Below are 25,242 nucleotides of genomic sequence, written 5' to 3' on the forward strand. Positions count from 1 at the left end.
GCGTTTGCGGTGAGGCGCTTGATGTCGGCGTCGACCATCTCGGTGATCAGCGTCTCCAGGCTGGTCTGCGCCTCCCAGCCGAACGCCGCCTTCGCCTTGGCCGGGTTGCCCAGAAGAACCTCCACCTCCGCCGGACGGAACAGCGCCGGGTCGATCACCAGGTGATCGTCCACGTTCAGTCCCACATGCCGGAACGCGATCGCACACATGTCCCGCACCGTCGTCGTCCGCCCCGTGGCGATCACGTAGTCGTCCGGCTTATCCTGCTGCAGCATCAGCCACATCGCCTGAACGTAGTCCCGCGCATGACCCCAGTCCCGCTTGGCGTCGATGTTGCCCAGACGCAGCTCGCGCTGCCGGCCCAGCTTGATCCGCGCCACCGCGTCCGTGACCTTGCGCGTCACGAACTCAACCCCCCGCAGCGGGCTCTCGTGGTTGAACAGGATCCCGTTCGAGGCGTGAAGCCCAAAACTCTCCCGGTAGTTGATCGTCATCCAGTGCGCGTACAGCTTGGCCACGCCGTAGGGCGAGCGCGGGTAGAACGGCGTCGTCTCGCTCTGGCGCTCCTCCTGGATCAGCCCGAACATCTCCGAGGTCGAGGCCTGGTAGTAGCGCGCCCCCGGCGCCACCGAGCGCAGGCATTCCAGCATGTGCACGGCCCCCAGACCCGTCACCTGCCCGGTCAGAAGCGGCTGCTGCCAGGACGAGGTCACGAACGACTGCGCGGCCAGGTTGTAGATCTCGTCCGGCTTGGCCTCTTGGACGATGCGCAGCAGCGCCGACTGATCCAGAAGGTTGCCGTCCACCAGCGCGACATCGTCCAGGATGCCCAGCCACTTCAGACGGTGATCGAACACGCCGGCATGGCTGGAGCGCCGCACCACGCCGGTGACCGCGTAGCCCTTCTGAAGAAGGAGCTGCGCCAGATACGCCCCGTCCTGGCCCGTCACACCCGTGATCAGCGCGCGCTTGCCCGTCATCAAACCGTCCCATCCCAACGATGAACGGCTGCTACGACCCGGGCAGCCCGCACGTCAAGGCAGGCCCCGAGGCCGGTGGTGATGTCCGGCTGCGGGATCGCCTTGGCCGGCACGCTCGGAATCCGCTGCCGGTCCTGAGGCGTTCGGGCGGGGCGCGGGCAGCCGGGACGCGGATCCCGCGGGCCGAACGGTACGAAGTGAGGCGCTGACCTTCGATCGTGCCGGGCCGACGAGCGCCTGTATCGGCGCCCGGACCGTCGATCGGTCCGGGCGTGGGGCCTCAGCCGTCGAAGCCGAGCATCAGCCCGATATTCTGCACCGCCGCGCCCGAGGCGCCCTTCCCGAGGTTGTCGAGGCGCGCCACCAGCACCGCATGCCCGTGCTCGGACGAGCCGAACACCCGTAGCTCCAGCCGGTCCGTGTCGTTGAGACCCTCCGGCTCGATCTTTTCGCGATGGGCGCCCGTCGCGGCGCCGGGTACGACCTGCACGAGCGACCGGCCAGCGTACCAGTCGCGGAGCGCAGCCTCCAGATCGCCGGCCGTGGGCTTGCCCGGCAGCGCGTCGAGGTGGAGCGGCACGCTCACCAGCATGCCCTGCCGGAAATTGCCCACGGAGGGCACGAAGATCGGCCGCCGGGTCAGCCCACTATAGCGCTGCAGCTCCGGCACGTGCTTGTGGGTGAAGCCCAGGCCGTAGAGCTGGAACGGCGGCGCCGAGCTCTGCTCGTAGGCCTCGATCATGCTCTTGCCGCCGCCGCTGTAGCCGCTGACCGCGTTGACGCTGATCGGGTGATCGGCCGGGATCAGGCCGCCCTCCACCAGGGGCCGCAGGAGCGCGATGCCGCCGGTCGGGTAGCAGCCGGGATTGGCGACCCGGCGGGCGCGGGCGATCGCGGCCTCCTGCTCCCGGGTCATCTCCGGGAAGCCGTAGGTCCAGCCCTCGGCGACGCGATGGGCCGTGCTGGCGTCGAGGACGCGCGGACCCCCGCCCGGCAGGCTGTCGGCCAGCGCCACCGTCTCCTTGGCGGCTTCGTCCGGCAGGCAGAGCACCACGAGATCGACCTCGGCGAGCAGCGCGCGCTTGGCCTGCGGGTCCTTGCGGTGCTCGGGGGCGATGCTGCGCAGGGCGACCCGCCCGTCGCGCTCTAGGCGCTCGCGGATGCCGAGGCCGGTCGTGCCGGCCTCGCCGTCGATGAACACGGTGGGCTTCGTCGCGCCTTCGCCAGCCATCGTCCGTCTCGCTCTCTCCGAATGCAGACCGCCCGAGTCGGTCCTTCGCAGCCGCCGATCAGGTGATCGCGGTGCACCATCCTGTCAACGGCCGCAGCGCGGCCTGAAAACGCGAAAGGGCGGCTCCCGCAGGAACCGCCCTCTCCATGACACCGGTATGACCGGATGTCTTAACGCTTGGAGAACTGGAAGCTGCGGCGGGCCTTCTTGCGGCCGTACTTCTTGCGCTCGACCACGCGGGCGTCGCGGGTGAGGAAGCCCTCACGCTTCAGTGGGGCGCGCAGCTCCGGCTCGTAGTAGGTCAGAGCCTTCGAGAGACCATGGCGCACTGCACCGGCCTGACCCGAGAGGCCACCGCCCGCCACCGTGACGGTGATGTCGTACTGATCGACGCGGCCGGCGATCTCCAGCGGCTGGCGCAGGATCATGCGCAGCACCGGACGGGCGAAGTAGGTCTCGACCGGGCGCTTGTTGATCGTGACCGTGCCCTTGCCGGGCTTGATCCAGACGCGGGCGACCGCGTCCTTGCGCTTGCCGGTGGCGTAGGCACGCCCCTGGGCGTCCAGCTTCTGGACGTGCACGGGGGCCTCGTTGGCGGGATCGACCGCGCCGGTATTCGCCCGGTTGAGGTCGGCGAGGGACTGCAGGGTCGCCATGATCAAGCGCTCACGTTCTTGCGGTTGAGGGCGCCGACGTCGAGCGCCTGCGGCTGCTGGGCCTCATGCGGGTGCTCGGCGCCCTTGTAGACGCGGAGGTTGCCGAGGATCTGACGGAAGAGCGGGCCACGCGGCAGCATGCGCTCGACGGCCTTCTCCACCACGCGCTCGGGGAACCGGCCCTCGAGGATGAACTTGGCCGTGCGCTCCTTGATGCCGCCCGGATAGCCCGTGTGATAGAAGTAGCTCTTCTGCGTGTACTTGCGGCCGGTGAACTTCACCTTGTCCGCGTTGATGACGATGACGTTGTCGCCGCAATCGACGTGGGGCGTGTAGGCGGCCTTGTGCTTGCCGCGCAGGCGCATCGCCACGATCGAGGCGAGACGGCCCACAACGAGGCCCTCCGCGTCGATCACGATCCACTTCTTATCGACCTCGGCGGGCTTCAGCGAGGTGGTCTTCATAGCCAAATCCCAGGGGTTCCGACGGACCGGATCCCGACGCATCGGGTTCCGAAGGCATCGGGGTGCCGAAAAACGAGCCGCCGCGTGGGGGACACGCGGCGGTGGTGGCGGGTGCATAGCCGCACCGGGATGCCGGGTCAACAGCGACACGGGTATTTTTTGAAAACCGCAATTTCCAGAATGATTTAGCGTTTGCGGTATCAGGATACCGCATTCATTCGCCGCGCCGGCCCCGCTCGGCGATGGTGAGCTTCTGAACGCCCTTGGCCGCGAGCACGGGCTTCTTCGCGCTGAGGATGCGGGAATTCACCCCCGTCCAGCCGATCTCGCCCGAGAGGCGCCCGTACTCGATCTTGGGGCAGCGGTTCATGATCACCGAGAGGCCCCGTGCCTCGGCCCGGGCGGCGGCCGCGTCGTCGCGCACGCCGAGCTGCATCCAGATGACTTTGGGAAAGGGCGAAAGGGCCAGCGCCTCGTCGACGAGCGGGCCCGCGGCGGCCGAATTACGGAAGATCTCGACCATGTCGATCGGCTGATCGCCCAGGGCGGCCTGGACCTCGGCGAGGCTCGCCGCGACCCGGCGCCCGAGCAGATCCTGGCCGGCGAGGCCCGGATTGACCGGGGTGACCGCGTAGCCCCGGGCGAGCAGATATTTCAGCACGATCCAGCTCGGGCGGGCGGGGTTCGCCGAGGCGCCCACCAGCGCGATCGTGCGCGTGTCGTTCAGGATCGCGCGGATCCGCGCGTCGGCGTAGCGCGCGTGCCGGTCTGCAACCGTGCCGGATTCGTCGCCTGTCGGCTGCATGGCGTGCCTCGTCTTCTGCCGGAACAGGCGAAACGTCTTCGCTGCCGATGCCGTGTACTCAACTTATGCGTTTCTAGCAATCCAAGGTCAGATCAACTAAGATACACTGACTTGCGCGGCCTTGTGAGAAGGTGATCGCACGATGTTTTCGGCGTTCAGTACGTACATATTCCGAAATTACCATAAAAATTCGGACCGTGCGAGGCTGTCGAGCAGCCTATCCGCGCCCAATCTGTCGACGCCGAATAGGACCAATGGTCTGGATGCGATCAACGGCAAGGCCAACCCGAAAGAGTCCTTCGCCCAGGTTGCGCTCAAGGCAAGAGCTTTTCTCGACGAGGCTTATATCCGGCTCAACAAGACCGCGGACCGCCATACGACCGAGAAGGAATGGCGCGAAGCGATCCATATCGGTACGCTGGACAGACGAACGCTCTATGCGATCAAGAGCAATCAGGGCGGCCTGTTCTCGGAGGCCGAGATCAAGGCCGCGAGCCTGCCCGTCGAGGACATGCTCAAGGCGGCGACGGCCGCCGCCGATCCGAGGGGCAAGGATCCGGCCGCCGCGTTCAAGGCTTCGATCGGTGTCATGGATGGCGCGTCCACCGAGGAGAAGGCGTCGTTGTCCTGGGTAACGGCGCGCGCCAAAGCGCAATGGAGCTACGAGAACGCGATGCGAGAAACGCATCCCCACCGCATTCCGGCCAATGTCACGACGAACAATCCCGTCGTCGATCTCTTCGTCAAAGCGTGGGGCGAGTTCTCCGCGAGCACGTATAGCCTGGACAGCGTGGAGGACACGCCGTCCTGGTCGAAGGCCATGTCGCTCTGGCGCATTCAGGACAGCGGACGGGCGGATTCGAAGACCATCGGGCATCTTTGACGCGCGTTCAGCCTTGATGCGGTCCTGAACGTTCGAGCGTGCGGCTGCCGCGCTGTCCGAGCGCGCTACAGCCGCCAGACCTCGAAGCCCAGCCGTGCGAAGGCCGCCCGCTCATGGAGCGCCTTCACGTCCACCACCAGCCCCCCGGGCCTCAGCCGCCCGGTGATCGCCTCCGGGCCCAGCTGAGCGTAATCCTGATGCGGGACGGCGATCACGATCGCATCCGCCTCATGGGGCAGGTCGTCCCACGCGACCAGCGCGATCCCGTACTCGGCCTGGGCCTCCGCGGCGCTGGCGCGGGGATCGTGGACCGCGACGGTGCAGCCGAAATCCTTCAGCTCCCGGACGAGGTCGGCGACCTTGGAGTTGCGCAAATCCGAACAATTCTCCTTGAAGGTCAGGCCGAGCACGATGACCCGTCCGCCGCCCGACCCCCCTCCCCCGCGAACGATCCGCTTGACCGTCCCGCGGGCGACGTGGGCGGCCATGCTGTCGTTGATGCGCCGCCCCGCCAGGATCACCTGCGGGTGATGGCCGATCATCGCGGCCTTGTGGGTGAGGTAGTAGGGATCGACCCCGATGCAGTGGCCGCCGACGAGCCCGGGGCGGAACGGCAGGAAATTCCACTTGGTCCCGGCGGCCTCCAGAACCTCCAGGGTGTCGAGGCCGAGCTTGTCGAAGATCAGCGACAGCTCGTTCATGAGGGCGATGTTCAGGTCGCGCTGGGTGTTCTCGATGACCTTGGCGGCCTCCGCGACCCGGATCGACGCAGTGGCGTGGATCCCCGCCTCGATGATCGATCCATAGAGGGCGCAGAGCCGCGTCAGGGTCTCGGGCGTGTCGCCGGAGACGACCTTCACCACCTGGGTCAGGGTGTGCTCCCGGTCGCCCGGATTGATCCGCTCCGGGGAATAGCCGACGAAGAAGCCCGATTTCCAGCGCAGGCCCGAGCACCGCTCTAGGACCGGAATGCAGACCTCCTCGGTGGCGCCGGGATAGACGGTGGACTCGAACACCACGGTCGTCCCGGGCCGCATGTGCTGCCCGACCAGCGCGGCCGCCTTGATCAGCAGATCGAAATCCGGGCTCTGCGCCGCATCGACGGGAGTCGGGACCGTGACGATGACGATGTCGGCGACCGAGAGCGCGGCCGGATCGTCGGTGACCGTCAGGTGTTCGGCGGCCCGGAACGAAGCGGCGTCGACCTCGCCCGCCGGATCGCGCCCGGCCCGGTAGGCCGCCACCTTGTCGGCGCATTGCTCGTAGCCGATCGTAGCCCGCGTCCGGCCGAAGGCCAGGGCGAGGGGGAGCCCGACATAGCCCAGGCCGACGATTGCCACGCTCTCTGCCACGCCGCATCCCTCAGCGGACGCGACGGGGCCGATCGCCGCACCGCCCGCCGGGCGCGTATAGGGGGGCCGCGCGTTGGCGTCGATCCGAATCGCGTCGGCCGGTCCGGACCTTCGTCTTGGCGCGCTCCCTTGCGCCGAACCGATCTCCCCGTCGACGAAGAGCGCTACCCTTCAGCTCTCCGTCTCGGCGGGGTCATCCCACTCGATGCGCCGCGGCCGGATCGCTGGCACGGCCGCGGCGATGCCGATCCGGACTGCCGTGCAAACGATGGCGATCACGGCGCAGACGAGGAGCAGGGAATCGAGCACGGCGTTCAGATCAGGGAGCGGCCGGCCCGGTGATGCCGGGCCGCGCGCTGGCGGGCACGCGTGTTGTGAAGGCGCCGCATCTGCTCCTGCAGGAGCAGATCCTCCTGTACGGGATGACTTGTCGTTGCGAGCGGAATTGGTGCTTCCAAGCGGTCATCGCCCTGGGGATAGACTGGTTTCATAGCCGCCCTCCTCAGTAGTACCTACGTAGGAGCTTAACCATTTCTTGAACGATTGCAACCCGGCCGGTGCGACGGGCCTGTTGCGCAGCTGCCGGGCGGACACAGCGCGGCACCTTCCAGGATGAGGGAGCATGAGAGCCGGCACGGGTAACGATTCGCTCCGGACCCACCGCGGACCCGACCCCACGACGCCCGATTCGGTCCTGTCTCAAAGTTGCAGAAACCATGGGGTGATACCACTCAACGGTAGCCCGAAAGCACTCCGTCGCGATGAACGTCCGATCGCCGCGTCCTATTCGACCGTCGCATCTGTCCGCTGTCGGGACACCCGGCGATATGGTGGGCCTCCGCCGATTTGGCGCCGCCAATTCCGGTGAAGCTATCTGGCGGTGAGCTTGAAACCTGCTCTCAGCCTGAAATCCTAAGATCTATGCTGGCCGAAGACCTTGTCGTTAACTGGCTGTTAACGAATTGATCCTAGGTCTCGGGTCGGGGCTGATCGCTGGGGTCTCCCCTGCCGGGCGAGGCTCCGATGCTCATTCTGGTAGCGGCCGCACTCGGGGGTGGCTTGGCGACGGCGGCGTTGCTGGGGCCGGTCAGTCCGCTCGCTGCGCTGATCACGGCGCCGTTCGTAGCCAGTGCCATGGCGGTCCTTGCCAGCTTCCTCCTGGCGTGGCGCGGCAGCCGCGAGACGTCGGTCCTCGACGCCCAGACGGACGCGATGGTGGCGGCCCTGCGGACGCTGACCGAGCAGGCGAGCCCCACCAGCCCGGCCCCGAAGGACTCCGCCGACCGTCACCGGGTCGCCTGAGGTTCACTTCCCCCTCCCCCGCCTGCGCCGCCTTGTGCGCGCTTTCGCGACAGGCGAGTCGGGCCCCGATCGCGCGCGGCTCAGGCTTGCTGCAACGGGGCGGCGGCCCTCCCTGGCGCATGGCTCGGCATACGCGCGCCCGTCGCTCTGACACTCGCGGCGCGCGCCATCAGGCGCTCGGCCAGCGCGCTGCCCGGATGCCGACAGGCCAACGCACGGGCTGAGTCTTCCATTGCCTCGGGCTCGATGCCCCATTGCAGCTGGTCTTCCGCGGAGACGAGCAATCTCCAGAACGGGATGAATTCGTCCGACATTGGCACAGATCCCCGGATGACTGACGTCCTGCCGGGTTCATCGCAAGGATCGGGCGTCGCCGAGGGGCGGTCAGGACGCCAGCGCGAAATTGGCGCCCGCGAAGCCGAGCCCGGCCAGGAACAGGCCCCCGCCCATCATCTCGAGGACGGCGCGATAGCGCCGGGACCAGAGGGATCCGGCCGCCATGCCGGTGCCCGCGACGATGCAATACACGCCCAGCGACATCATGGTGGCCTCCGCGTCGATCTGCGACGAGAAGTCTACACGGGATGGAACGGTGCGGTTCCGTCAGGCGGCGGGCATCGACAGGGTTAATTCAATCCCCTTGCGATGCCGTATGTATGGGCCTCAGGGGCTCGGATCCACGCCCGCCTGGGGTGAATTGAGGAGTCACGTGAGGCGGGCGTGGAGGTCGGCTGAAGCCGATCGGGGGAGGCGACCGCGATCGGGTTGCCCGTTTCCTGATTCAGAGGGGTGTCGCGCCTGCATCCGATTGCGTGTCCAGGCTCAGCCCTTGGCCACGCACACCATGACCGTCGAGGCGCCGGCATAGGGACGGTCGGCCTAGGCGATCGCCTTCGCGGCCGCCTCGCACCCGTCCTCGGCGTTGAAGACGACCGATCCGATCGCCGAGCCGGAGCCGGCCAGCATAATAACGAGCACGTAGATCACGGCACCCTCCCCCGATCGGGGCGCTGGCGCGGCCACCTCGACGTGTTGCTGCCCGGCTCCCGAAAGCTGACGCGCGGCCATCACGAGGCCTGCCCTATGCCGAGGTCCCGGCCTTCTACGCGGCGGTCGCGGCCGGGCGCACGAGCTTCTCCTCGCTCGCGCTGCGCTTCATGATCCTGACGGCCGCCCGGTCCGGCGAGACCCGCAGGCTGAGCTGGGGCGAGGTCGACCTGGCCGCGGCGCTCTGGACGATCCCGGCCGAGCGCATGAAGGCCGGCCGGCTGCACCGGGTGCCGCTGGCGGCGCCGGCGCTCGCGATCCTGGCCGCGGTGCGGCCCGACTGTGCCGGGCCTTCGGATCTTGTCTTTCCCTCAAGGGCGGAGACGCCGATCTCGGACATGGCTCGGGCCATGGTCCTGCGCGGCGCCGACCCGAACGGCTTCACCATCCACAGATTCCGATCATCGTTCCGGGGCTGGGTGACCGAGGAGACCGACTTCCCGGGCGTACTGGCCGAGGCCGCGCTCGCGCATCTCGTCGGCGACGAGACCGCGCGCGCCTACCGCCGCGGCGACACCCTGGAGAAGCGCCGTCACTTGATGGACGCCTAGGCGGCCTTCGTGGCGGCCGACAAGGCCGCGCCGTCGAGCACGCGCGCCAACTCGGAATAAGGGATCAGCGTCGCCGATCCGAGCGTCCGGGCGACGATCTCGCCGTCGGCGATCATCTGGTGGATCGTCGAACGGCTGACGCCGAGCATGGCCGCCGCGTCCTTCGGCCTGTAGGCCAGAGGTTGAAGCGATTCACACAGTGCGCCCTCCGTGGATCTGCGCGATCTCGGCCTCGACCCAGGCGCGCGCCGCCTCGTCGGATCCGTGATCACGCTTGGAGGCGAACCGCGGCGGCCATTCCGAGCTGGATTGGACGACGTACCCGCGGACGCCCTTCGCGGTCGGCCCGACGTAGCCGAGGACGCGGCCCGTTCCGTTGACGAGATCGGTGCAGTGGACCGGACCTTCGATCCATCGCAACTCGCTCATGGCCCCTCCCCTGCTCCTTGCCCTTCCACAGGATCCGGCTGCTCTGGATCCGCAACCGGCCCCGCGCCATCGGGTGAATTGGCCTGCCAGCGGGGGTTAAGCACGAAGCCGTTCACGTCCGCGCCTCCCCGGTCCCCAACTCGCGCAGCGCGGTGGCCAAGGGGCGGTATGTGGCCGCGCGTTGCGCCTGCGCGACGGTGCGCTCGTCCGGTGGGTGCCCAACTGCGTCCTTCTTGGCCTGCTCGGCCGTGCCTTCAGGACCCGGGCGGTAGCCTCGGCGTCGAGTGCAGGCGTGATCGTCTCGAACCGCCCGTCGCGGGCGGTGAAGCTCTCAACCGTGATCGTGCTGTCGGCCATGGGCTGCTCGGCTTCGACGGAGGCGTGGTTGGCGCGGGAGATCACGATCCGCCGACCGATCCAGGCGAGCACCGGCCGCCAGCCGAGCGGCACCCACGCGCGTGCGGCGACCTCGATCCCCGGACAGACGGCCGGGTAGCGGAGCGCGGCCATCCCGGTGCCCCTGCACCGCTTGCCGAGGCAAGGCGTGAGACTTGTGCAAAGCGAAATCCTACAGGATCGTGTTGAAGCACGCGCCCCGAGGAGAGGACTTGGTGAAAAACGTTGCTGCTTTCACGTTCGACGTGACGTTGCCGGCCGTAGGCGCCGGCTTCCTTTCTGCGATCCTTTTTCGCCCCGATGGCATGCAAGCCGGCGTAACGCCCATGTGGATTGGTGGGATCGGCATCGCGGTCGGGATGATTCTCGCCGGCGTCGTGTGCTGGCAGCGGCCGCGATAGCTTCATCGACCGCCCAGGGTCGGAAGGAGCAACGCTCAGAGCCGGATCTCCGGCCATTCGGCAGCCACAACACTGCGCGGCGGCTTCACGAGGCTGGGTATCCGACAGGCGCCGAGGAATGTCCGGTCGCGCGCCCAGGCCTGGAACGTGTGCGTGCCGCGGCGGAGCATCCGGCCGATCCGTACCGCAGAGAATTTAGGAGCGTGGTTCCCTCGGAACTGATTGCAGAATTCGTCGGCTGCCGCGAGGTTCGCCGGATCGTCCGTGCCGCCGTCGCAGCGCGGCACGACGTGCTCGGCTGTGACCGTGCGCATCGCGATGATCCGCCTGCGGTGCCACGCCTTGCCGTCGGTGCTGATCAGCGCGTCGGCAAGGGCTCGGCTCGCATGGCGCGGCAGCATCCGGAAACCGCACCAGCAGCAGCACCAGTTCTGCGCTTCGGCGAGGCGTTGGACGGTGGCGGTGGAGACCGCGCCGATCAGAACGGAATCCGGTCGTCCTCGGGATCCGCGTCCGGATGCGGCAGGGCGAGGTGCGCCGGCGGTTTGTAGGGCCTGTTCGAAGCCAGCGCGAGCCGACGAGCCCGACGAGGCAACCGACGCTGACGCCGAGGCGGTGAGCGAGGACGACCCGGACGAGGCCGTGCCTCTCGAGGATGGCTCGCAGATCCGGCTTGGCCGCTTCGTGTCGAGCAGTCTCGAAGGATGTAATTTTGCGGCACTGAGCGAAGAGCTGCCGATACGTGAAGATGCTTTCGACCCCGATGCACTTAAATCTGGAGGACGAGGCGGCCCCGACGCACCGTCCCCGGAGAACAAAGCGCAAGGCCGCCTGAACCAGCAAACGATTCGGCAGGCACGGAACCCTCGTCCGATAGGACAGTCGAACCCGACATCCGCCGTAGCGCATGATGACCAAGTCGAGAGAGTTCTACATCCAGGATGGCGGCGAGCGCAGGGACGCGCCGCTGCACGACCCCATCCTCGACAACGAGGCGGCCGAGATTGCCGTGATGCGCATGACGCGCGAGCGGCTGATCGCCCAGGGCGAAGATCCGGAGCTGATGAAGCGGTTCTATCCGCTGCCCGAGGACAAGGCCTAGACCGCGCCGGCAGGCCTGCGGGCCGCGAACGGGCCGCGTACCACGGTGTTTGCCCATGCCCGATTCGGTGAACGACGCGATCCTCGAAGCCCAGGTCGGCCACGCGGTCGGCCTGCTGTTCCGAAGGGCGGGCTCGCGATCGACCGGTTCGTGGACCCTCCGGCCACGCCTACATGCTGCCCTCACCGAAGCCTGACGATCCGTGCCCCGGCGCGGCCATCGGCCGGCAGCCATGGCGCTGACCGGCCTCTCCCGCGCTGGGGCGGAAAGAGCCCACCAGGAAGCTCAAGAAGGTCTACGACACTGAGGCCGAGATCCCGGAGGAGGCCGCAGCCTTCTACGAGGCGCGCGCCCCCAACCTGCGCACGGTCCGCGCGACCTATGAGGCCAACCGGGTGTCGCTCGACATCTCCCGCGAGCCGTTCACCGCCGAGCCGATGCCGGCCGGGCGGATGACGGCGAGCCGCTTTCCGGGGCTGCACAGCTAGCGCCATGCCCTGGTCGAACCCCTACAGCGGCCTGCCCTGGCGGGAGCGCGGCCTCACGCGCGAGGGCATCGCGTGCTGGGGGCTGTGCCGGCTCGTCTACGCCGAGCTGCTCGGCATCGCCGTGCCGGACTACGCCGCCGTGGGCGCCTCGCTGGGGGAGCGGGCCGAGGTCGCGGCAATGTTCGCCGGCGGCACGATGCAAGAACCGTGGGCGAGCATCCCCGAGATTGAGGCGCGGCCCTTCGACATCGCCGTGTTTCGCCGCGCCGGACTCGACGTGCATGCCGGCATCGTCACGCAGCCGGGTCGCATGCTGCACATCACGGCCGGCCACGACAGCGCGATCGTGGCCTATGCGGCTGGGCGCTGGCGATGATCACCTGGGTCGGCGTGGTCGCGCCGAAGCTGGGTCTTCAGGTCGAGGTGTGGCCGCGCTGAAGGGCATGCCGGCCGAGCTGTGATCGCGGCTCACCGTGGGCATCGGCACCTACATGCTGGCGCACCTGATCGAGCGCGTGGAAGCCACGGGCCGTCAGATGGACGTGCTGGGAGGCAAGCTCGAACGGATGGGCAAGAAGCTGGCGGGCGTGGCCTCCCGGCGGGACATCGAACTTTTCGTGGCGCGCGAGGAGATCGAGCGGCGGATCGACAAGGCGGTGGACGGCGCGAAGCTTGAGGCTCTGCGGGGCTTGGCTGAGGTGAACGGGCAGGCGCGGACCCTGTACCGGGTCGGCTGGGGGCTAGCCTCGGCGGCGCTGATGGCGTTCGGGGGATCGTGTTGGCGAAGGTCGGGCGGGCGCCGCACTAACTATCCGGCTTGAGCTCACCGGATACCGAGGGATGCCCCGGCTCAAAGCGCGGTGGTACTGACGCCTGCAGGGCTGGTGAGCCAGCGGGAGCGGAACACGAAGTCCGAGATGCGCACGCCGCGCTACACGATGCCGGTCGAGGCGCTGGCGGTTGCCCGGGCATGAGGGCTGAGCCGTCGAGCGTCGGTTGTCTCGCTTCGGGCGGGTTTCTGCCGATCGACTTTCGAGGGTCGAATTTGAGGATGCCGACGTTTTACGCTCATCATGAGCTTATCGAAAGTCGATGGGTTGGTCTTGTTGGCGCGATGTACGAGAGCCAACGTCGCTGCATTCCTGCTGTAAACACGTGAAACACAATTCTCGACGACATTTGACGAGAAACAATATTTTTCCGACGCGGCTGCGGCGGTTCACGCTGGTCAACAGAGATAACCGGCGGTCGTCAGCAGTCAAATCACCTCGGTTTTGAATCACGCTGGGCGGTGAAGCTGCACGCGCCAACGGTCTTGCTGTACGCCGAGCTTTGCCATAGCCAACATTCAGATGCGTCCGAATTTTAGCAAATTTTTTGAACTATGAAAATAATCATGGCGTTAATTTCAGTAAAATCCGTCGATAAATCTTACGCTGGTCGCTCGGGATTGATCTCTGTTCTAACGGAAGTCAATCTCGACATCCTGCATGGGGAGCTTTGTGCCCTGATGGGGGCCTCCGGGTCCGGCAAGACCACGCTGATGAACCTGGTCGGCCTGCTGGACCGCCCCTGTCACGGCGAGATCCACCTGGGTGGCGTGCCGACGGCAAACCTGCGCGACGACGCGCTGGCCGCCCTGCGCAACCGCCAGATCGGCTTCGTCTTCCAGGCGTTCCACCTGCTGCCCCGCCTGTCGGCTCTGGACAATGTCGCCCTTCCGCTCCTGTATCGCGGCCTCGGGAAGCGCCTGCGCCGGGCGCGGGCCGCGGAGGCGCTGCACAAGGTCGGGCTCGCGGACCGCGCATCCCATCGGCCGGACGAGCTGTCCGGCGGCCAGCGTCAGCGCGTCGCGATTGCGCGGGCGCTCGTCGGCGAACCGACGCTGCTGCTGGCCGACGAACCGACCGGCAACCTCGACAGCCGGGCGGCCGACGACATCATGGACCTGTTCCTCACCCTCAATCGGGATCTCGGCGTCACCATCCTGATCGTGACCCACGATCCTACCGTGGCCGCGCGCTGCCCGCGCCGCATCGTCATGCGCGATGGCCGGGTTCTCGACGATACGGGCGTCCTGCCCACATGACGGAAGTGAGCAAGGCGCGGCTGCGCGAGGTCGTGCGCGAAGGCGCCGGTAATCTCCGGGCGCTCGGAGCGCGGGCCCTGCTGGCGCTCACCGGCATCGCGGTCGGCACCGCCGCGGTGATCGCGATCCTGCATGTCGGCCACAATGCCCGCGCCGAGGCGATGCGGCAGTTCGAGGCGCTGGGCACCGACCTCGTGAGCCTCACCCCGCGCGGCGACAACCACGATGTCCCGGACCTGCCGCCCGAGGCGATGCGCACCCTGCCCGCGCGCCGGCTCGGCCTGTCCGAGGCCATCCCGATCGTCTCCGGCAGCGCCTCGCTGCGCGTTGGGCGGGCTTCGCTCTACACCGCCCTGATCGCCGCCGACGCGGCACTCTACGGCTTCCTCAAGGCCCCCGTCGTGGCGGGGCGCCGGACGTCGGATCTCGACGGCGCCGCGCCCTTCGTGGTCCTGGGGGCCGACGTGGCGCGGGATGCGGCGGCCTCCGGAAGACCCGTCCGCATCGGCGATCCCGTGACGGTGAACGATCAGGTGCTGACCGTGATCGGCATCCTCGGGCCGGCGTTCCGGAGCCCGCTGCTGGGCGTCGACCTGAACCGGGCGGCGGTGATCCCGTTCCAGGCCGCGCGGCGGGTGATGCCGGACGCGAAGATCACCAGCGTGGCGGCGCGCCTCGCCCCGGGCGCGGACGACCGGGCGACGGCCCGGCGCGTGACCGATTATTGTCGCCTGCTGCTTCGTACCGGCAGCGTCGACGTCCAGACCGCCCGGCAGCTGATCGACGGGCTGGAGACGCAGATGCGGATCTATGCCCTGCTGCTGATCGGCATCGGCACCACGTCGCTGGTGGTCGGCGGGGTCGGCGTCATGAACGTGATGCTGATGAGCCTGATGGAGCGGCGCCGCGAGATCGGCCTGCGCCGGGCGATCGGGGCGCGCCGCCGCGACATCACCGCCCTGTTCCTCACCGAGGCGCTGCTCCTTTCGGCTGTCGGCTCCCTGCTGGGGACGGGCCTCGGCACCGTCGCCGGCTGGATCTTTGCGCGCGCGTCGGGCTGGCCGTTCCAGCCGGCGCCGCTGGCGCTGCCGCTCGGCGCCGGCATGGCGGCGACGGTCGGCCTGTTCTTCGGCCTCTATCCCGCTCTCAAGGCCGCCCGGCTCGACCCGATCGCCGCCCTGCGCGCCGAGTGAGGCGGAGGCTGGGCCGGCGGCTCGGCGCGCGCGGCCACGAACTGCGCCAGATCTCCAAACCCCGCCCTCATCCTGAGGTGCCGAAGCGAAGCGGAGACCTCGAAGGAGACATCCAGAGAGCACTGTGCCTCCTGGAGGACGCCTTCGAAGCGGCCGCGCCGTTCCCTGGCTTGGAGGCAGTGGTTGAAACGTCCGCGCCGGATCGGCCCCGACGGCGGGGCCACCGAAATGAGATCGCGATCGCTCCCGCTTGAAATAAAGAATTTTCTGGAACGGCTCAAGCATTCGAGCCGATGATCGAACCTCAGCGAGGATTTTGTTCAGATGCAACTTTCTGTTGGTTGACCTCAGGTCGCACTTTTGTTCTGCTGGACAGGCTGGAGCATGAAGCTCGGCGCCGAAGGTCTACGGGATACCGCGACCTCCCCGGATCCGTGGGGCGATGCAGCCTCCACGATCCCGCGCAGATCAGCCGATCGACAGTCTAGGCACGCTGACCGGCTGTTCATCTCACAACACATGCGTTTCCGCATACGCAGCAGGGGGATTCGAACATGCGTGCGTTCATATTCAGTGCAGCTGGCTTGTTGAGCGCTCTGTGTCTGAGCAGCCCGGCCATGGCTCAGAACAGAAACAAGATTACTATAAATCTGTACAATAAAGCTGATCACTCCTTTGGTCTCCATGACGTGGCGTCAATGCCGACGGCCAAGGATTGGAGTTGGAGTCCAGAGACGGTCAAACCTGGGGGCACAGGCAAGTTCGAAGCCTATTGGGATGACAATCAAGGACAGTCTGTTACACTTGAAGTCTCAGGAAGGACACCAGATCCATACTCATGCCCTGTTTCGTGTGCAATTACAGTCAAAATGCCTCTGTACGACGCAACATCGGAAGGTTTGAAATGTTCACAAACAAAACCCACTGTAGAATTCAAAACAACCAGCAACAATAATGTGTGCGGCAATGTTAAATGTAAATATGACTCGGACAAGGTTTCTCCTCTCGACACAGAAAATTGTAATTTTACGTTGAATGCAAAATTTACTAATCCTAACCGGATAGGACAAGAGGATTAACGTTATATTAATTTTAAAATCTTGGTGGTATAACATATTCGCAAATGAAAAATAAAATGACCCATTGTATACTTGGGTGATTCTGGGGCTTGGCGCAAAATGGATATTGAGTAGCACTGCAAATGTGATCAAATTCTTGATTGCGGCAGTCCCTCATCGTGTATCTCTGCCTAAATACGCTCAATGTAGATTTTTTTAATCCGCTTTGTTTGACATCAAAGTTTTTGATTGAAATTAGATTTATGTCTATTGAATATCTAGAAAAGTACTCAAAATCAATTAATAGAAAATATCAGAAATTTGCCGTGATATCAATCTGATAGGAGTGCAACATGGTATCCGCAGTTTCTTCTTCCTCGGCGGCACTGAAAGTCCTGCGGACGCAGGTGCTGGAACGCGTGGCATCTGGGCCGCAGGACCAGGATCCGCTCCAGCGTTTCCTCGATCCGCGGTCGGTCCGGGCACTGGCTCCCCAATCGTTCGATGCTCTGCTGAAGCTGAAAACCGAGCTTCGCCGGGAACCGGTGCAGGGCCTGCAGGCTCAGGAGGGCGTGTCTCTGCCGCCCCGTGGTGGCAAACCAGGACATTCGGGCAAGCTAGCCTGGGAGAACGAAGGCACGTCGGTCCAGACGTCGAATCTGGACCGGTGGGCCGAGGGTATAGAACGCCTGAAGGCTCGCACATCAGAGCGCCCAGACAGCCCGCTGTTGCCTTGGAACTCGCCCGACGTCATTCAGCAATTGAGGGACATGGACAAGCATGGCGCCATCTCATCATCGCGCGAGCGTGCGTTTCTCGCCAGCGATGCGGCAATCTACAAAGGCATGGCCGAGACGCCACCGGAGGACGTGGCGCGGATCAAGGCTAAGGGTGGAGAGATCTGGTACGAAGACAGTCAGTTCTTCGATCGGCGGAGCGACAAGGAATTCTTCCGGGACATCAAGAACTATGCCCTGTATGGCGGGAGCCTCGATGAGCCGATTGATCCGTCCAATGCGAGGTCTCAGGCCCTGCTGAAAGGTACGGCACAGATCATACGTGGTTCGAGAATTCAAGATTTTTTTGATCACTACGCCTCATACACAATGTATGCGTACAACTCTGATGCCAATCAATATAAATGGCTCGGCGGATGGGATCGCGACGAAAACAACGCGCGTCAAATAATTGATGAACTCCAGAAGACTAATCCCACTATGAAGGTGAGTTCAATTTGGGCAGGCAATGATGTTGCATTCATCCTCTATCCCAAGACTGACTCGACCACTACTGCCGCTGCTGAAGGCAGGGCCGCTGGGACCATCACGCCGCTCCCAGCTATGCCCGTACATTGAAAGCTGATGCGCGCTTTGAACCGCCGCAGCGCGGACCCAGTGGCCGCCCAGCGGAGACTATTCAACGCGATATACGGTGTCTCGATCACGATCCGACGACGAAGACCGCTCGACCCGACAGGAGCGCGACATGGTATCGACAGTTTCATCCTCTTCGACGGCGCTAACGGTCCTACAGACGCAGGCGCCGGGGCCAGTGGCATCCGGGCAGCGGGACCAGGATCCGCTCCGAGCCTTCCTCGATCCGCGGTCGGTTCATGCGCTGGCGCCCCAATCGCTCGATGCCCTGCTGAAGCTCAGAACCGAACTTCGCAGGGATCCTGTGCAGGAACCGCGAGAACAGAAAGACGTGTCTCCGACGTCCAGTGCCGGCGTGTCGAAACATTCGGGTTCGAGACATGCGGGCATGTTGGCTTGGGAGAACGAAGGCGCGTCCAAGAAGTATTCGAATTTGGACACGTGGAAGGAGCGAATGCAGTTCCGACAGGCTCATTCGTTCGATCCGATGGCTCAGCTCGTTCCTCATTTAGAGGTTCCCCTGGACAGTCCGCTCAGCCCGTGGAACTCACCTGATGTCATAGAGGAACTGAAAGATAGGGATAGGCACGGTGCCATCTCATCCTCGCGCGAGCGTGCTTTTCTCGCCAGCGATGCGGCGATCTACAAAGGCATGGCCGAGACGCCACCGGAGGACGTGGCGCGGATCAAGGCCGAGGGCGGAGAGATCTGGTACGAAGATAGTCAGTTCTTCGATCGGCCGAGCGACAGGGAATTCTTCTGGGACGCCAAGAACCTTGCCCTGTATGGCGGGAGCCTCGAAGATCCGATCGATCCGTCCGACGAACTGTCTCAGGCTCTCCTGAACGGCACGGCGCAGATGATTCGCGGGTCAAACATTCCAGGGTATTACGAGCGCACTTTCTCGTACAATATGTATGCTTACAATTCTGGTGCCGACCAGTACAAATGGATTGGCGGATGGGGGCGCGGGGAAAGCAATTCAGATGTGATCCGTGAGGACCTCATTAAAAAAAATCCTACTATGCACGTGGCTTGCCTAGGTCTTGACGGGGATACTGCGTTCGTTCTGTATCCTAAGACGAGTCCCACCGCCTCGGCTGCGACGGCTTCGGCCTCAAGCAGCGCAACTGGGACCGGGACGAGTCGGCCGGCCACTGCGGCACACTAAGGACCGATGCGCGCTCCTGGCCGCTGCGGCGCAAACCCGGTCGTCGCCCGGCGAACCGGCTAGCGCCATGTCTCGCTTGCTACGATTGGCACGAGCCGCGATCGGTCTCGTCGCGGCGATCGGGGCGGCCCACGAGTCCCGTGCGGCCCACCGGCCGCCCAAGCCGCCCCGATCGTCCGCGCCGGCAGCGCCGATCTCCGGCAATCCCGACAGCAAGGCGAAAGCCGCGGGCGCGGCCGGCATTCCCCTCAGCCTGACGGACGCCGTGTCCCTGGCCCTGCGCGACAACCGCACCATCCGCGGCGCCTACATCGACCGCATCACCCAGAAATTCAGCCTGCGCGTCGCCGAGGACGGGTTCATGCCGCATCTCGGCCTCTCCGGCGGCGCGGTGCGCCAGACGATCGCCGGGATCACCACCACGAGCCTCGATGTCACGCCGGGCGTCACCGCGCTCCTGCCAACAGGCGCCACCGTCACCTTCTCCTGGGCCGACCACGCGAGCGAAGGCGCCGGCATCCGGACGCGCAGCACGGGCAGCGTCCTGTCGGTCACGCAGCCGCTCCTGCGCGGCGGCGGCGTCGACGTGACCCTGGCGCCGATCCGCTCGGCCCGGCTCAGCGAGCAGGGGAACCGGTTGCGGCTCAAGGCGACCGTGTCGGAGACGATCGGGCAGGCGATCTACGCCTATCGCGATCTGCTGCGCGCCCAGAGGGCCATGGTGCTCGCCCAGGCCGCCGTGCGGCGCGCCGAGGAGATCCTCGAGATCAACCGGGCCTTGATCGAGGCCGGACGGATGGCCGCGGTCGAGATCGTCCAGTCCGAGGCCGACCTGGAGAACCAGCGCCTGGGCGTGCTGGGCGCGACCCGATCCCTCGACAGCGCCCGCCTCAAGCTCCTGGACCTGCTCGCGCTCGACCTCGGGACCCCGATCCTGGCCACCGAGAGCACCGAGCCGGCGCAGGTCGCCACCGACCTGCCGCACCTGATGGCGGTCGCGTTCGCGCAGCGGCCCGACTATCTCGGCCAGCTCCTGGCGCTGGAGCAGACCAAGCTCGGCCTCGTCGTCGCCGAGAACGCCCGGCTCTGGGACCTGTCGCTGTTCGCGACCCGGAGTGTCGGCCGCACGGCGATCACGGGGCCGCAGGGCAGCGTCACCGGCCAGTCCGACACCACGGTCGGGTTGGCCTTCAACGCGCCCCTCAACGATCTCCAGCGCGAGCAGCCCTTCGTCCAGGCGACGGCGAGCCGCCAGTCCGCCGAACTGCAGCTCGAGACGATCCGCCGGGGGATCGAGCTGCAGATCCGCAGCTCGGCGAGCGACGTCGCGATCCGCTGGCGCCAGCTCGAAGGCGCGCGCCGCGCCCGCGATCTGGCGGCCCGTGCCGTCGAGATCGAGCGGGAGAAGCTCAAGGCCGGGCGTTCGGCCAACTATCAGGTCCGGTCCCTGGAGACCTACCTCCGCTCGGCGGACGTCCAGCTTCTGGACAGCGTGATCGGCTACCTCAATACGCTGACCCTGCTCGATATCCAGCTCGGGACGACGCTCGACACATGGCACGTCGCCCTGCGGGATTGACGGACATGGCCGAGCCCGCACCCGAAGCCGCGCTGCTGCCGATCGCCGATCGATTGCCGAAGATCGGCGCACCGCCTCGCGTCCGGCGCGCGGCTGCCCTTGCTTGCGCCGCCACCGTCGGGCTTCTCGCCGGACTGGCTTGGCTCCGGGGAGCGCCGCGGTTCGGTCCGGGTGAGCGCAAGGCCGTGCAGCCGGTCGCGGAACGCACCATCACGGTCGCGCCCGTGGCCGCCGCCGCCTTCGTGACCCTCGCCGGCACGGTCGGGGCGGAGAAGACCGTTCCAGTCGTCGCACCGTTCGACGGCGTGATCCGCGAGGTGCGGGCACAGATCGGCGACGTCGTGCAGGCCGGCGACCCGCTCGTGGTGATGGATGATGGCGAGATCGCCACCCGGGTGCGGGAGGCGCAGGCCGCCTTCCTGAAGAGCTCGATCGCCGTCGACCTCCTCGATCGCTGGGCCGACAGCCCCGAGGTGATCCGCGCCAAGCGCGCGCTGGAGAGCGCCGAGACGAGCCTCGCGCTGGCCGAGCGGCAGGTGACGGAGACCAAAAGGCTGTTCGACCGCGGGATCGTGTCGCGCAACGAGTATGACGGCGTCGTGCAGCAGCGCGACACGCAGAGGAAGGCGGTTGCGAGCGCCGGCATGGACCTGCAGACGACGCTGGCGCACGGCGATGCGAACAGCCGGCGGCTCGCCGAACTGGATCTGCAGAATACGCGATCCCGTCTCACGGACGTGATGGCGCAGGCCGACGGCAAGGTCGTGTGCGCGCCGATTGGCGGCATCCTCTCCCATCCACCCGTCAGCCGACAGACCAATCAGCCTGCGGCCGAGATCACGAGCGGCGTCCGGGTCAGCCGGGGACAGGCGCTCTTCGCCGTCGCCGACACGGCGACGCTCGTGGTGACCGGCCACGTCGACGAGGTCGACGTCAACCGCATCCGGATCGGGCAGCCGGTCGCGATCACCAGTGATGCCTTTCCGGGAGAGCCGATCCCAGGACGCTTGATCGGGATCAGCGCCGAGGCCGACACCGCGCGCGGTGGGAGCCGTGCACCCTCTTTCGAGGTTCGGGCCGCCTTCCCGAGGGACGCCGGCCACGGTCAGATCCGCCTCGGCATGTCGGCCCGGATGCGCATCGAGATCGCCAGCAATCCGCAGGCGCTCGTCGTGCCGATCGAGGCCGTCCGCGACCCGACGACGAATCCGGTTGTCCGGGTGCGTGATCCGGCGACCGGCGAAGCCCGCCTGCGCCAGGTCCGGCTCGGAGTCACACAGCAGCAGGGTATCGAGATTCTGTCCGGCCTTCGGGACGGTGATGTTGTGATCCTGCCTTGAGGTGGCCAGCCGTGCTGCCTTGTTCCCTTGATGTAGTTCGACAGCGGCACGGTCGGCTTTGTTGCGGGAGAAGGGCTGTTGATCGACCCGCTTCAAAGATGCTCGTCATTTCAGAGCACATGGAGGGCTGTGAAGCTGCCGGCGTACTGCTCCATGATGATAGCGATGCTGGCACGCGTCTCCGCATCTCGGTAGCCGCCGTAGACTTCGATGTTCAGGTAGACGACCAAGGTCGGTGGCGCTCCATACCGGTTCCCAGCCTTCTTGCCGATCACGCGATCCAAGGCCTTCGGAAGCTCGTCGAGACGCCTATCCCACTCCTCAACCGGGTCGTGCCGCATACTGGGAGCGTCAGGGGCGTACTCGTTCGCTCGCATCCGGTTGGGCATCATCGCCTCTGTCACCTCCACGTCGAGGATCTGCGAAGCCAACCTCACCCGCCCGTCAGGGTAGTGCTCGGTAGCAGCGGCGAGCTAGACAGCTTCAGCATGGATGAGGTCGGCGAACCGGCCGATGGTCCAGGCGTCTCGCCAGAACGACCAAGCCGGGTTGCGGAAGATGACGTGCGGACCCAGGCGGGCACGAGCATCCTCCACCACCGCCTTGAACTCGATGGGTGTCAGCCAAACCGATAGGCTCTCCCGCACCTCACGGGCGTGTTCCTGCGCATCAGCGAGCATGTGGGTCAGGCCCGGAAGCGGCCGACGCGCGAGCTGACGTCAGAGCGCAAGGGAGCTTTGCAAGGCTTCATCGAGGCGGAGCACACCAAGGAGCTGCCAAGTCTGTGGTCTCTTGGCCATGTTGCCGATGGCGAAGGCCATGCCTCGGCGCGGGTAATCCTCGTTGAAGACACCGTTCATCCAGCGAAGGGCTTCGGCCTCGCTGGTCCGCTGGCGGTGACGCCAGAACATCGCGTGGGCCTCCCAATCACCGTTCCTGTACTCGTGGGAGCCTGAGGCATCCTCGAAGCGGAACTTGAACTCGAAGGGCGAAGGCTCAAGGGCGGCGAGTTCCGCGTCGAAGAACGAGGTCTGACGTGCTGCCCGCTGGTAAGCCTCGCGGTCAGCTTCGATGTCGGCAGGCTTCTTGGCGCGATAGGTGAAGCGCGTGTTCCGAGGCCGTATCAGCGCGAGGGACTGGCCTCGCTGATGGGCCTCTTCGGCAGAGCCGACGATCATGGGTTCGAGGAGCATCGACCGCTCGCGGACGGGCAGCTCACCGTCCACCTCGATGGTCTCCTCGTAGACGTGACAGCTCTCCAGCCGCCTATCTGCCTTCGGTCGTCCGTACTGGAACCGAACCCAGTCCCAGCGGGAGAAGCTTGCTTCCTTCAGATGGCGAAACCGAACCGGGTACAGTCGGAGCCACTTCCCATCAGCCGTGACTCCAGCACAGCAGACGGTCTCACCGTAGGTCTTGCTCGGCTGCGGGAGCGCCTTGACGAGGATCGCGACCCTTGCGGATTGAAGCATTGCGGTAGCGACCTGGAACGTCTCCGAACAGGTCGAAGACTGTCTCAGGGCGATCGCCGATTGCAAGCGCCACCATCGACCGATGGCAGACCTTCGGATCGCGTTCGAAACACATCAGGCACGTTGCCTGCTCGCGCGAGAGCGGACCAAGGACCGCTAGATCCGCCTGCGCTTCAGGGCTGCTGAGGTGGCGGTCGTAGATCGTGCGGAACTCATCGTAGCGACCCGCTCTCGCTGCCTCCCTGCCGGGCTTCGGGTCGCCGAGCCCGCGGAGATGAACATACTTGATCCCCGCAGCTTCCAGACGAGCCCTCAAGCCGTTCTTGGAGAAGCCCTTCTTCCTTGAGACGGTCACGGCTCGCACATCGACGAGCACCTCCACGCCCACGTCTGCGAGAGTAGCGACGAACCGGTCGATGTCCGTCCCTTCGTAGCCGATGGTGAAGATGGTCTGCACTGACTACCCCTGCGCCCTGCCTGCCCGGATAGGGGAGCAGAGCCAGGAGGTCCACCCAAGTTGCCTCACCTTGGCCGTGGGCGCGTCAGAGCTGCCTTGACCCCCGACCAGCCCGACACCGACCCGCGCACCGCCATCGTTCACGCCATCGTCCGTGTCACCATGTCGGACGGCTCACCCGTCAGCACCAAGGTGAAGGCCGGAACCATCCTCGCCAGCTCGGCATCACCGACTGCCCTACTGCCCTGGTGCGCCTTATCGCGAACGGTGTGGGTCACCGGACGCGCTGTGAGAAGAAGTGGTTGAGCCCCGAGGAGCACAAGGCCCGGCTCAGCTCCAGCCCCGAGACGCAGCCGAGCATCGAGCCTGCTCCTGTGGTCGAGCCTGTCCCCGAGGTGATGCCTCCGCTCTTCGAGATCGTCCCGCCGTGGAGCGTCCTGCACGCCCTACCGTCACGGGGGTGCCTCTCGCCGTGGCCGCCCTTCTTCACGGGGGTACAAGCTGGCCCGCAGGGATCGGGAGCGGCGAGACGGCCCAGATCGGATCATGTTCTCGCGGCCTGCCAGCTTCCCGCTCAGTGAGACCGTCCGCATCACGATCAGCGAGCCGCGATAAGCGGCCAGCCGACGAACGTGGTCCAGTCAGCCACCCTTTGGCTCATCCTTGGCGCGCTGCATCTCGGCCGCCTTGTTCAGTAGGCGCTCAACCTCATCCGCGGTGCGGGCCTCAGCCTCGACATCACCGACCTTGAGCCGAACCTTCCGGCCTGCTCGGCCCTGCAACCACGCGACAAGGATCACACCGAGCGTCGGCCCCACGGCTTGCGCGAGGGGGATTATGTATTCGGGGAGAGCGAAGCCCACGGCATCGACGCTGTCGAACGCCATGCCCCGTTGAGAGTACGATACACCCGACTGGTGAAGCTCTCGGCTGACGCCGGCTATGGCGTCTTGCGCCTCGCGTCCGTTCTTCGGCCCATCATCGGGTGCGAGAAGCAGGGTGAGCTTGAGCGACTGAGCGTCCGTTGCTGCGGGCATGTTGGTCGCTTGGCCTGCGATAGAGGGCCCTTCCGAAGCACATAACCACGCGCTGGTGGGGCACTAGCGTGCGGCCGGATGACGCACTGCATGGAGGACACATCGGGGTGCTCACTGGGGGGCAGCGAAGTGAACGCCCGGCCTAACTAACTGTCTAGGCTTGAGTTTCGGACTTGCTTAAGGTCTGGCGGAGGGAGCGGGATTCGAACCCGCGATACCGTTTCCGGTATACACACTTTCCAGGCGTGCGCCTTCAACCACTCGGCCACCCCTCCGTCCGCGGACCGGGCACCCCGGGCACGCGAGCGGGCCCCGGGCGCAGCCAGGGCCGCGCGGTGCGGTGCTGTTAGCCGGGTGCGCCGCCATGCGCAAGGCGTCAGAGCCGG

General features: G+C 66.0%; 32 protein-coding genes and 1 tRNA gene. 15 read left to right on the forward strand and 18 right to left on the reverse strand.

Annotation, left to right across the window (positions count from 1 at the left end):
• The 5 genes from gmd to BLQ49_RS08920 all read right to left on the reverse strand — a co-directional run.
• Positions 1–980, reverse strand: a 980-nt coding sequence (gene gmd, locus BLQ49_RS08900; RefSeq protein ID WP_091715162.1) for a GDP-mannose 4,6-dehydratase, incomplete at its 3' end; no start/stop codon positions are given.
• 280 nt (positions 981–1,260) lie between these two features.
• On the reverse strand, positions 1,261–2,211 hold the full coding sequence (gene argC, locus BLQ49_RS08905) for an N-acetyl-gamma-glutamyl-phosphate reductase (protein WP_091715163.1): 951 nt from the start codon (positions 2,209–2,211) through the stop codon (positions 1,261–1,263).
• Between the two features lie 170 nt (positions 2,212–2,381).
• Complete coding sequence (rpsI, locus tag BLQ49_RS08910; protein WP_091715164.1) at positions 2,382–2,867, reverse strand: 30S ribosomal protein S9; 486 nt, start codon at positions 2,865–2,867, stop codon at positions 2,382–2,384.
• 2 nt (positions 2,868–2,869) lie between these two features.
• Positions 2,870–3,331 carry a 50S ribosomal protein L13 gene (gene rplM / locus BLQ49_RS08915; protein WP_091715165.1) on the reverse strand — a complete coding sequence of 154 codons (462 nt, stop codon included), beginning with the start codon at positions 3,329–3,331 and terminating at the stop codon, positions 2,870–2,872.
• 214 nt (positions 3,332–3,545) lie between these two features.
• Positions 3,546–4,136: a CoA-binding protein gene (locus tag BLQ49_RS08920; protein ID WP_091715166.1), complete on the reverse strand. Its 591-nt coding sequence runs from the start codon at positions 4,134–4,136 to the stop codon at positions 3,546–3,548.
• Between the two features lie 142 nt (positions 4,137–4,278).
• Between BLQ49_RS08920 and BLQ49_RS08925 the strand changes: the two genes are divergently transcribed.
• A complete protein-coding gene (locus tag BLQ49_RS08925) occupies positions 4,279–5,019 on the forward strand; it encodes a hypothetical protein (RefSeq protein WP_091715167.1) in 741 nt (246 codons plus the stop codon).
• 65 nt (positions 5,020–5,084) lie between these two features.
• Here the strand turns inward: BLQ49_RS08925 and BLQ49_RS08930 are convergent, their stop codons facing one another.
• Complete coding sequence (locus BLQ49_RS08930) at positions 5,085–6,371, reverse strand: nucleotide sugar dehydrogenase (RefSeq protein WP_091715168.1); 1,287 nt, start codon at positions 6,369–6,371, stop codon at positions 5,085–5,087.
• A gap of 171 nt (positions 6,372–6,542) precedes the next feature.
• Positions 6,543–6,680 (reverse strand): hypothetical protein, encoded by a 138-nt coding sequence (locus BLQ49_RS29615; RefSeq protein ID WP_167627671.1) that lies wholly within the window; start codon positions 6,678–6,680, stop codon positions 6,543–6,545.
• Between the two features lie 714 nt (positions 6,681–7,394).
• On the opposite strand from BLQ49_RS29615, the gene BLQ49_RS08935 reads away from it, so the two are divergent.
• The gene (locus BLQ49_RS08935; RefSeq protein ID WP_091715169.1) at positions 7,395–7,673 is read left to right on the forward strand and encodes a hypothetical protein; all 279 of its coding nucleotides are present in this window, start codon (positions 7,395–7,397) and stop codon (positions 7,671–7,673) included.
• An 80-nt stretch (positions 7,674–7,753) separates the two neighbouring features.
• Here the strand turns inward: BLQ49_RS08935 and BLQ49_RS08940 are convergent, their stop codons facing one another.
• Complete coding sequence (locus tag BLQ49_RS08940; RefSeq protein ID WP_091715170.1) at positions 7,754–7,987, reverse strand: hypothetical protein; 234 nt, start codon at positions 7,985–7,987, stop codon at positions 7,754–7,756.
• Positions 7,988–8,057: 70 nt separating this feature from the next.
• Positions 8,058–8,216, reverse strand: coding sequence for a hypothetical protein (locus BLQ49_RS29620; protein WP_167627672.1), 159 nt, complete (start codon positions 8,214–8,216; stop codon positions 8,058–8,060).
• 605 nt (positions 8,217–8,821) lie between these two features.
• On the opposite strand from BLQ49_RS29620, the gene BLQ49_RS08945 reads away from it, so the two are divergent.
• Positions 8,822–9,271: a tyrosine-type recombinase/integrase gene (locus tag BLQ49_RS08945; RefSeq protein ID WP_244507536.1), complete on the forward strand. Its 450-nt coding sequence runs from the start codon at positions 8,822–8,824 to the stop codon at positions 9,269–9,271.
• On the opposite strand, the gene BLQ49_RS30590 is transcribed toward BLQ49_RS08945, so the two are convergent.
• Both BLQ49_RS30590 and BLQ49_RS08955 read right to left on the reverse strand, forming a co-directional pair.
• Complete coding sequence (locus BLQ49_RS30590) at positions 9,268–9,543, reverse strand: helix-turn-helix domain-containing protein (RefSeq protein ID WP_280140954.1); 276 nt, start codon at positions 9,541–9,543, stop codon at positions 9,268–9,270. The two genes, BLQ49_RS08945 and BLQ49_RS30590, sit on opposite strands and share 4 nt — an antisense overlap.
• The gene (locus BLQ49_RS08955) at positions 9,464–9,700 is read right to left on the reverse strand and encodes a hypothetical protein (protein ID WP_091715172.1); all 237 of its coding nucleotides are present in this window, start codon (positions 9,698–9,700) and stop codon (positions 9,464–9,466) included. The genes BLQ49_RS30590 and BLQ49_RS08955 overlap by 80 nt, the downstream gene beginning before the upstream one ends.
• Before the next feature lie 292 nt (positions 9,701–9,992).
• Here BLQ49_RS08955 and BLQ49_RS08960 point away from each other — a divergent pair, with 292 nt between their 5' ends.
• Both BLQ49_RS08960 and BLQ49_RS08965 read left to right on the forward strand, forming a co-directional pair.
• The gene (locus BLQ49_RS08960; RefSeq protein WP_091715174.1) at positions 9,993–10,196 is read left to right on the forward strand and encodes a hypothetical protein; all 204 of its coding nucleotides are present in this window, start codon (positions 9,993–9,995) and stop codon (positions 10,194–10,196) included.
• Between the two features lie 115 nt (positions 10,197–10,311).
• Complete coding sequence (locus BLQ49_RS08965) at positions 10,312–10,497, forward strand: hypothetical protein (protein ID WP_143012230.1); 186 nt, start codon at positions 10,312–10,314, stop codon at positions 10,495–10,497.
• 35 nt (positions 10,498–10,532) lie between these two features.
• On the opposite strand, the gene BLQ49_RS08970 is transcribed toward BLQ49_RS08965, so the two are convergent.
• Positions 10,533–10,898, reverse strand: coding sequence for an HNH endonuclease (locus tag BLQ49_RS08970; protein ID WP_091715176.1), 366 nt, complete (start codon positions 10,896–10,898; stop codon positions 10,533–10,535).
• Between the two features lie 509 nt (positions 10,899–11,407).
• Between BLQ49_RS08970 and BLQ49_RS08975 the strand changes: the two genes are divergently transcribed.
• The 10 genes from BLQ49_RS08975 (at position 11,408) to BLQ49_RS09010 (ending at position 21,890) form a co-directional block, all read left to right on the forward strand.
• Complete coding sequence (locus BLQ49_RS08975) at positions 11,408–11,599, forward strand: hypothetical protein (RefSeq protein ID WP_143012231.1); 192 nt, start codon at positions 11,408–11,410, stop codon at positions 11,597–11,599.
• A 55-nt stretch (positions 11,600–11,654) separates the two neighbouring features.
• Positions 11,655–11,795 (forward strand): hypothetical protein, encoded by a 141-nt coding sequence (locus BLQ49_RS29625; protein ID WP_167627673.1) that lies wholly within the window; start codon positions 11,655–11,657, stop codon positions 11,793–11,795.
• Positions 11,796–12,091: 296 nt separating this feature from the next.
• Positions 12,092–12,463 carry an NlpC/P60 family protein gene (locus BLQ49_RS08980; protein WP_091715181.1) on the forward strand — a complete coding sequence of 124 codons (372 nt, stop codon included), beginning with the start codon at positions 12,092–12,094 and terminating at the stop codon, positions 12,461–12,463.
• Between the two features lie 97 nt (positions 12,464–12,560).
• A complete protein-coding gene (locus BLQ49_RS08985) occupies positions 12,561–12,908 on the forward strand; it encodes a hypothetical protein (protein WP_091715182.1) in 348 nt (115 codons plus the stop codon).
• Positions 12,909–13,483: 575 nt separating this feature from the next.
• The gene (locus BLQ49_RS08990; RefSeq protein ID WP_091715183.1) at positions 13,484–14,176 is read left to right on the forward strand and encodes an ATP-binding cassette domain-containing protein; all 693 of its coding nucleotides are present in this window, start codon (positions 13,484–13,486) and stop codon (positions 14,174–14,176) included.
• Positions 14,173–15,369: an ABC transporter permease gene (locus tag BLQ49_RS08995; RefSeq protein ID WP_091715184.1), complete on the forward strand. Its 1,197-nt coding sequence runs from the start codon at positions 14,173–14,175 to the stop codon at positions 15,367–15,369. Before BLQ49_RS08990 ends, BLQ49_RS08995 begins: the two co-directional genes overlap by 4 nt.
• Positions 15,370–16,780: 1,411 nt before the next feature.
• Complete coding sequence (locus BLQ49_RS28890) at positions 16,781–17,782, forward strand: hypothetical protein (protein WP_143012232.1); 1,002 nt, start codon at positions 16,781–16,783, stop codon at positions 17,780–17,782.
• Between the two features lie 130 nt (positions 17,783–17,912).
• Positions 17,913–18,971, forward strand: coding sequence for a hypothetical protein (locus BLQ49_RS09000; protein ID WP_143012233.1), 1,059 nt, complete (start codon positions 17,913–17,915; stop codon positions 18,969–18,971).
• A gap of 67 nt (positions 18,972–19,038) precedes the next feature.
• Positions 19,039–20,550, forward strand: coding sequence for a TolC family protein (locus BLQ49_RS09005; protein ID WP_091715186.1), 1,512 nt, complete (start codon positions 19,039–19,041; stop codon positions 20,548–20,550).
• Positions 20,551–20,774: 224 nt separating this feature from the next.
• Positions 20,775–21,890 (forward strand): efflux RND transporter periplasmic adaptor subunit, encoded by a 1,116-nt coding sequence (locus BLQ49_RS09010; protein WP_167627674.1) that lies wholly within the window; start codon positions 20,775–20,777, stop codon positions 21,888–21,890.
• 110 nt (positions 21,891–22,000) lie between these two features.
• Here BLQ49_RS09010 and BLQ49_RS09015 read toward each other — a convergent pair whose 3' ends face one another.
• From BLQ49_RS09015 to BLQ49_RS09045, 6 genes are all read right to left on the reverse strand, one after another.
• Positions 22,001–22,321, reverse strand: coding sequence for a hypothetical protein (locus BLQ49_RS09015; protein WP_143012234.1), 321 nt, complete (start codon positions 22,319–22,321; stop codon positions 22,001–22,003).
• Between the two features lie 42 nt (positions 22,322–22,363).
• Positions 22,364–22,570 (reverse strand): hypothetical protein, encoded by a 207-nt coding sequence (locus BLQ49_RS09020; protein WP_091715189.1) that lies wholly within the window; start codon positions 22,568–22,570, stop codon positions 22,364–22,366.
• Between the two features lie 39 nt (positions 22,571–22,609).
• Positions 22,610–23,362 (reverse strand): hypothetical protein, encoded by a 753-nt coding sequence (locus BLQ49_RS09025; RefSeq protein ID WP_244507518.1) that lies wholly within the window; start codon positions 23,360–23,362, stop codon positions 22,610–22,612.
• The gene (locus tag BLQ49_RS09030) at positions 23,295–23,819 is read right to left on the reverse strand and encodes a DUF488 domain-containing protein (protein WP_091715190.1); all 525 of its coding nucleotides are present in this window, start codon (positions 23,817–23,819) and stop codon (positions 23,295–23,297) included. The genes BLQ49_RS09025 and BLQ49_RS09030 overlap by 68 nt, the downstream gene beginning before the upstream one ends.
• 641 nt (positions 23,820–24,460) lie before the next feature.
• A complete protein-coding gene (locus BLQ49_RS09040) occupies positions 24,461–24,856 on the reverse strand; it encodes a hypothetical protein (RefSeq protein WP_091715193.1) in 396 nt (131 codons plus the stop codon).
• A gap of 185 nt (positions 24,857–25,041) precedes the next feature.
• A tRNA-Ser gene (locus tag BLQ49_RS09045) sits at positions 25,042–25,131 on the reverse strand.
• Positions 25,132–25,242 lie beyond the last annotated feature (111 nt).

Source organism: Methylobacterium phyllostachyos (assembly GCF_900103445.1).
Lineage (GTDB): Bacteria > Pseudomonadota > Alphaproteobacteria > Rhizobiales > Beijerinckiaceae > Methylobacterium > Methylobacterium phyllostachyos.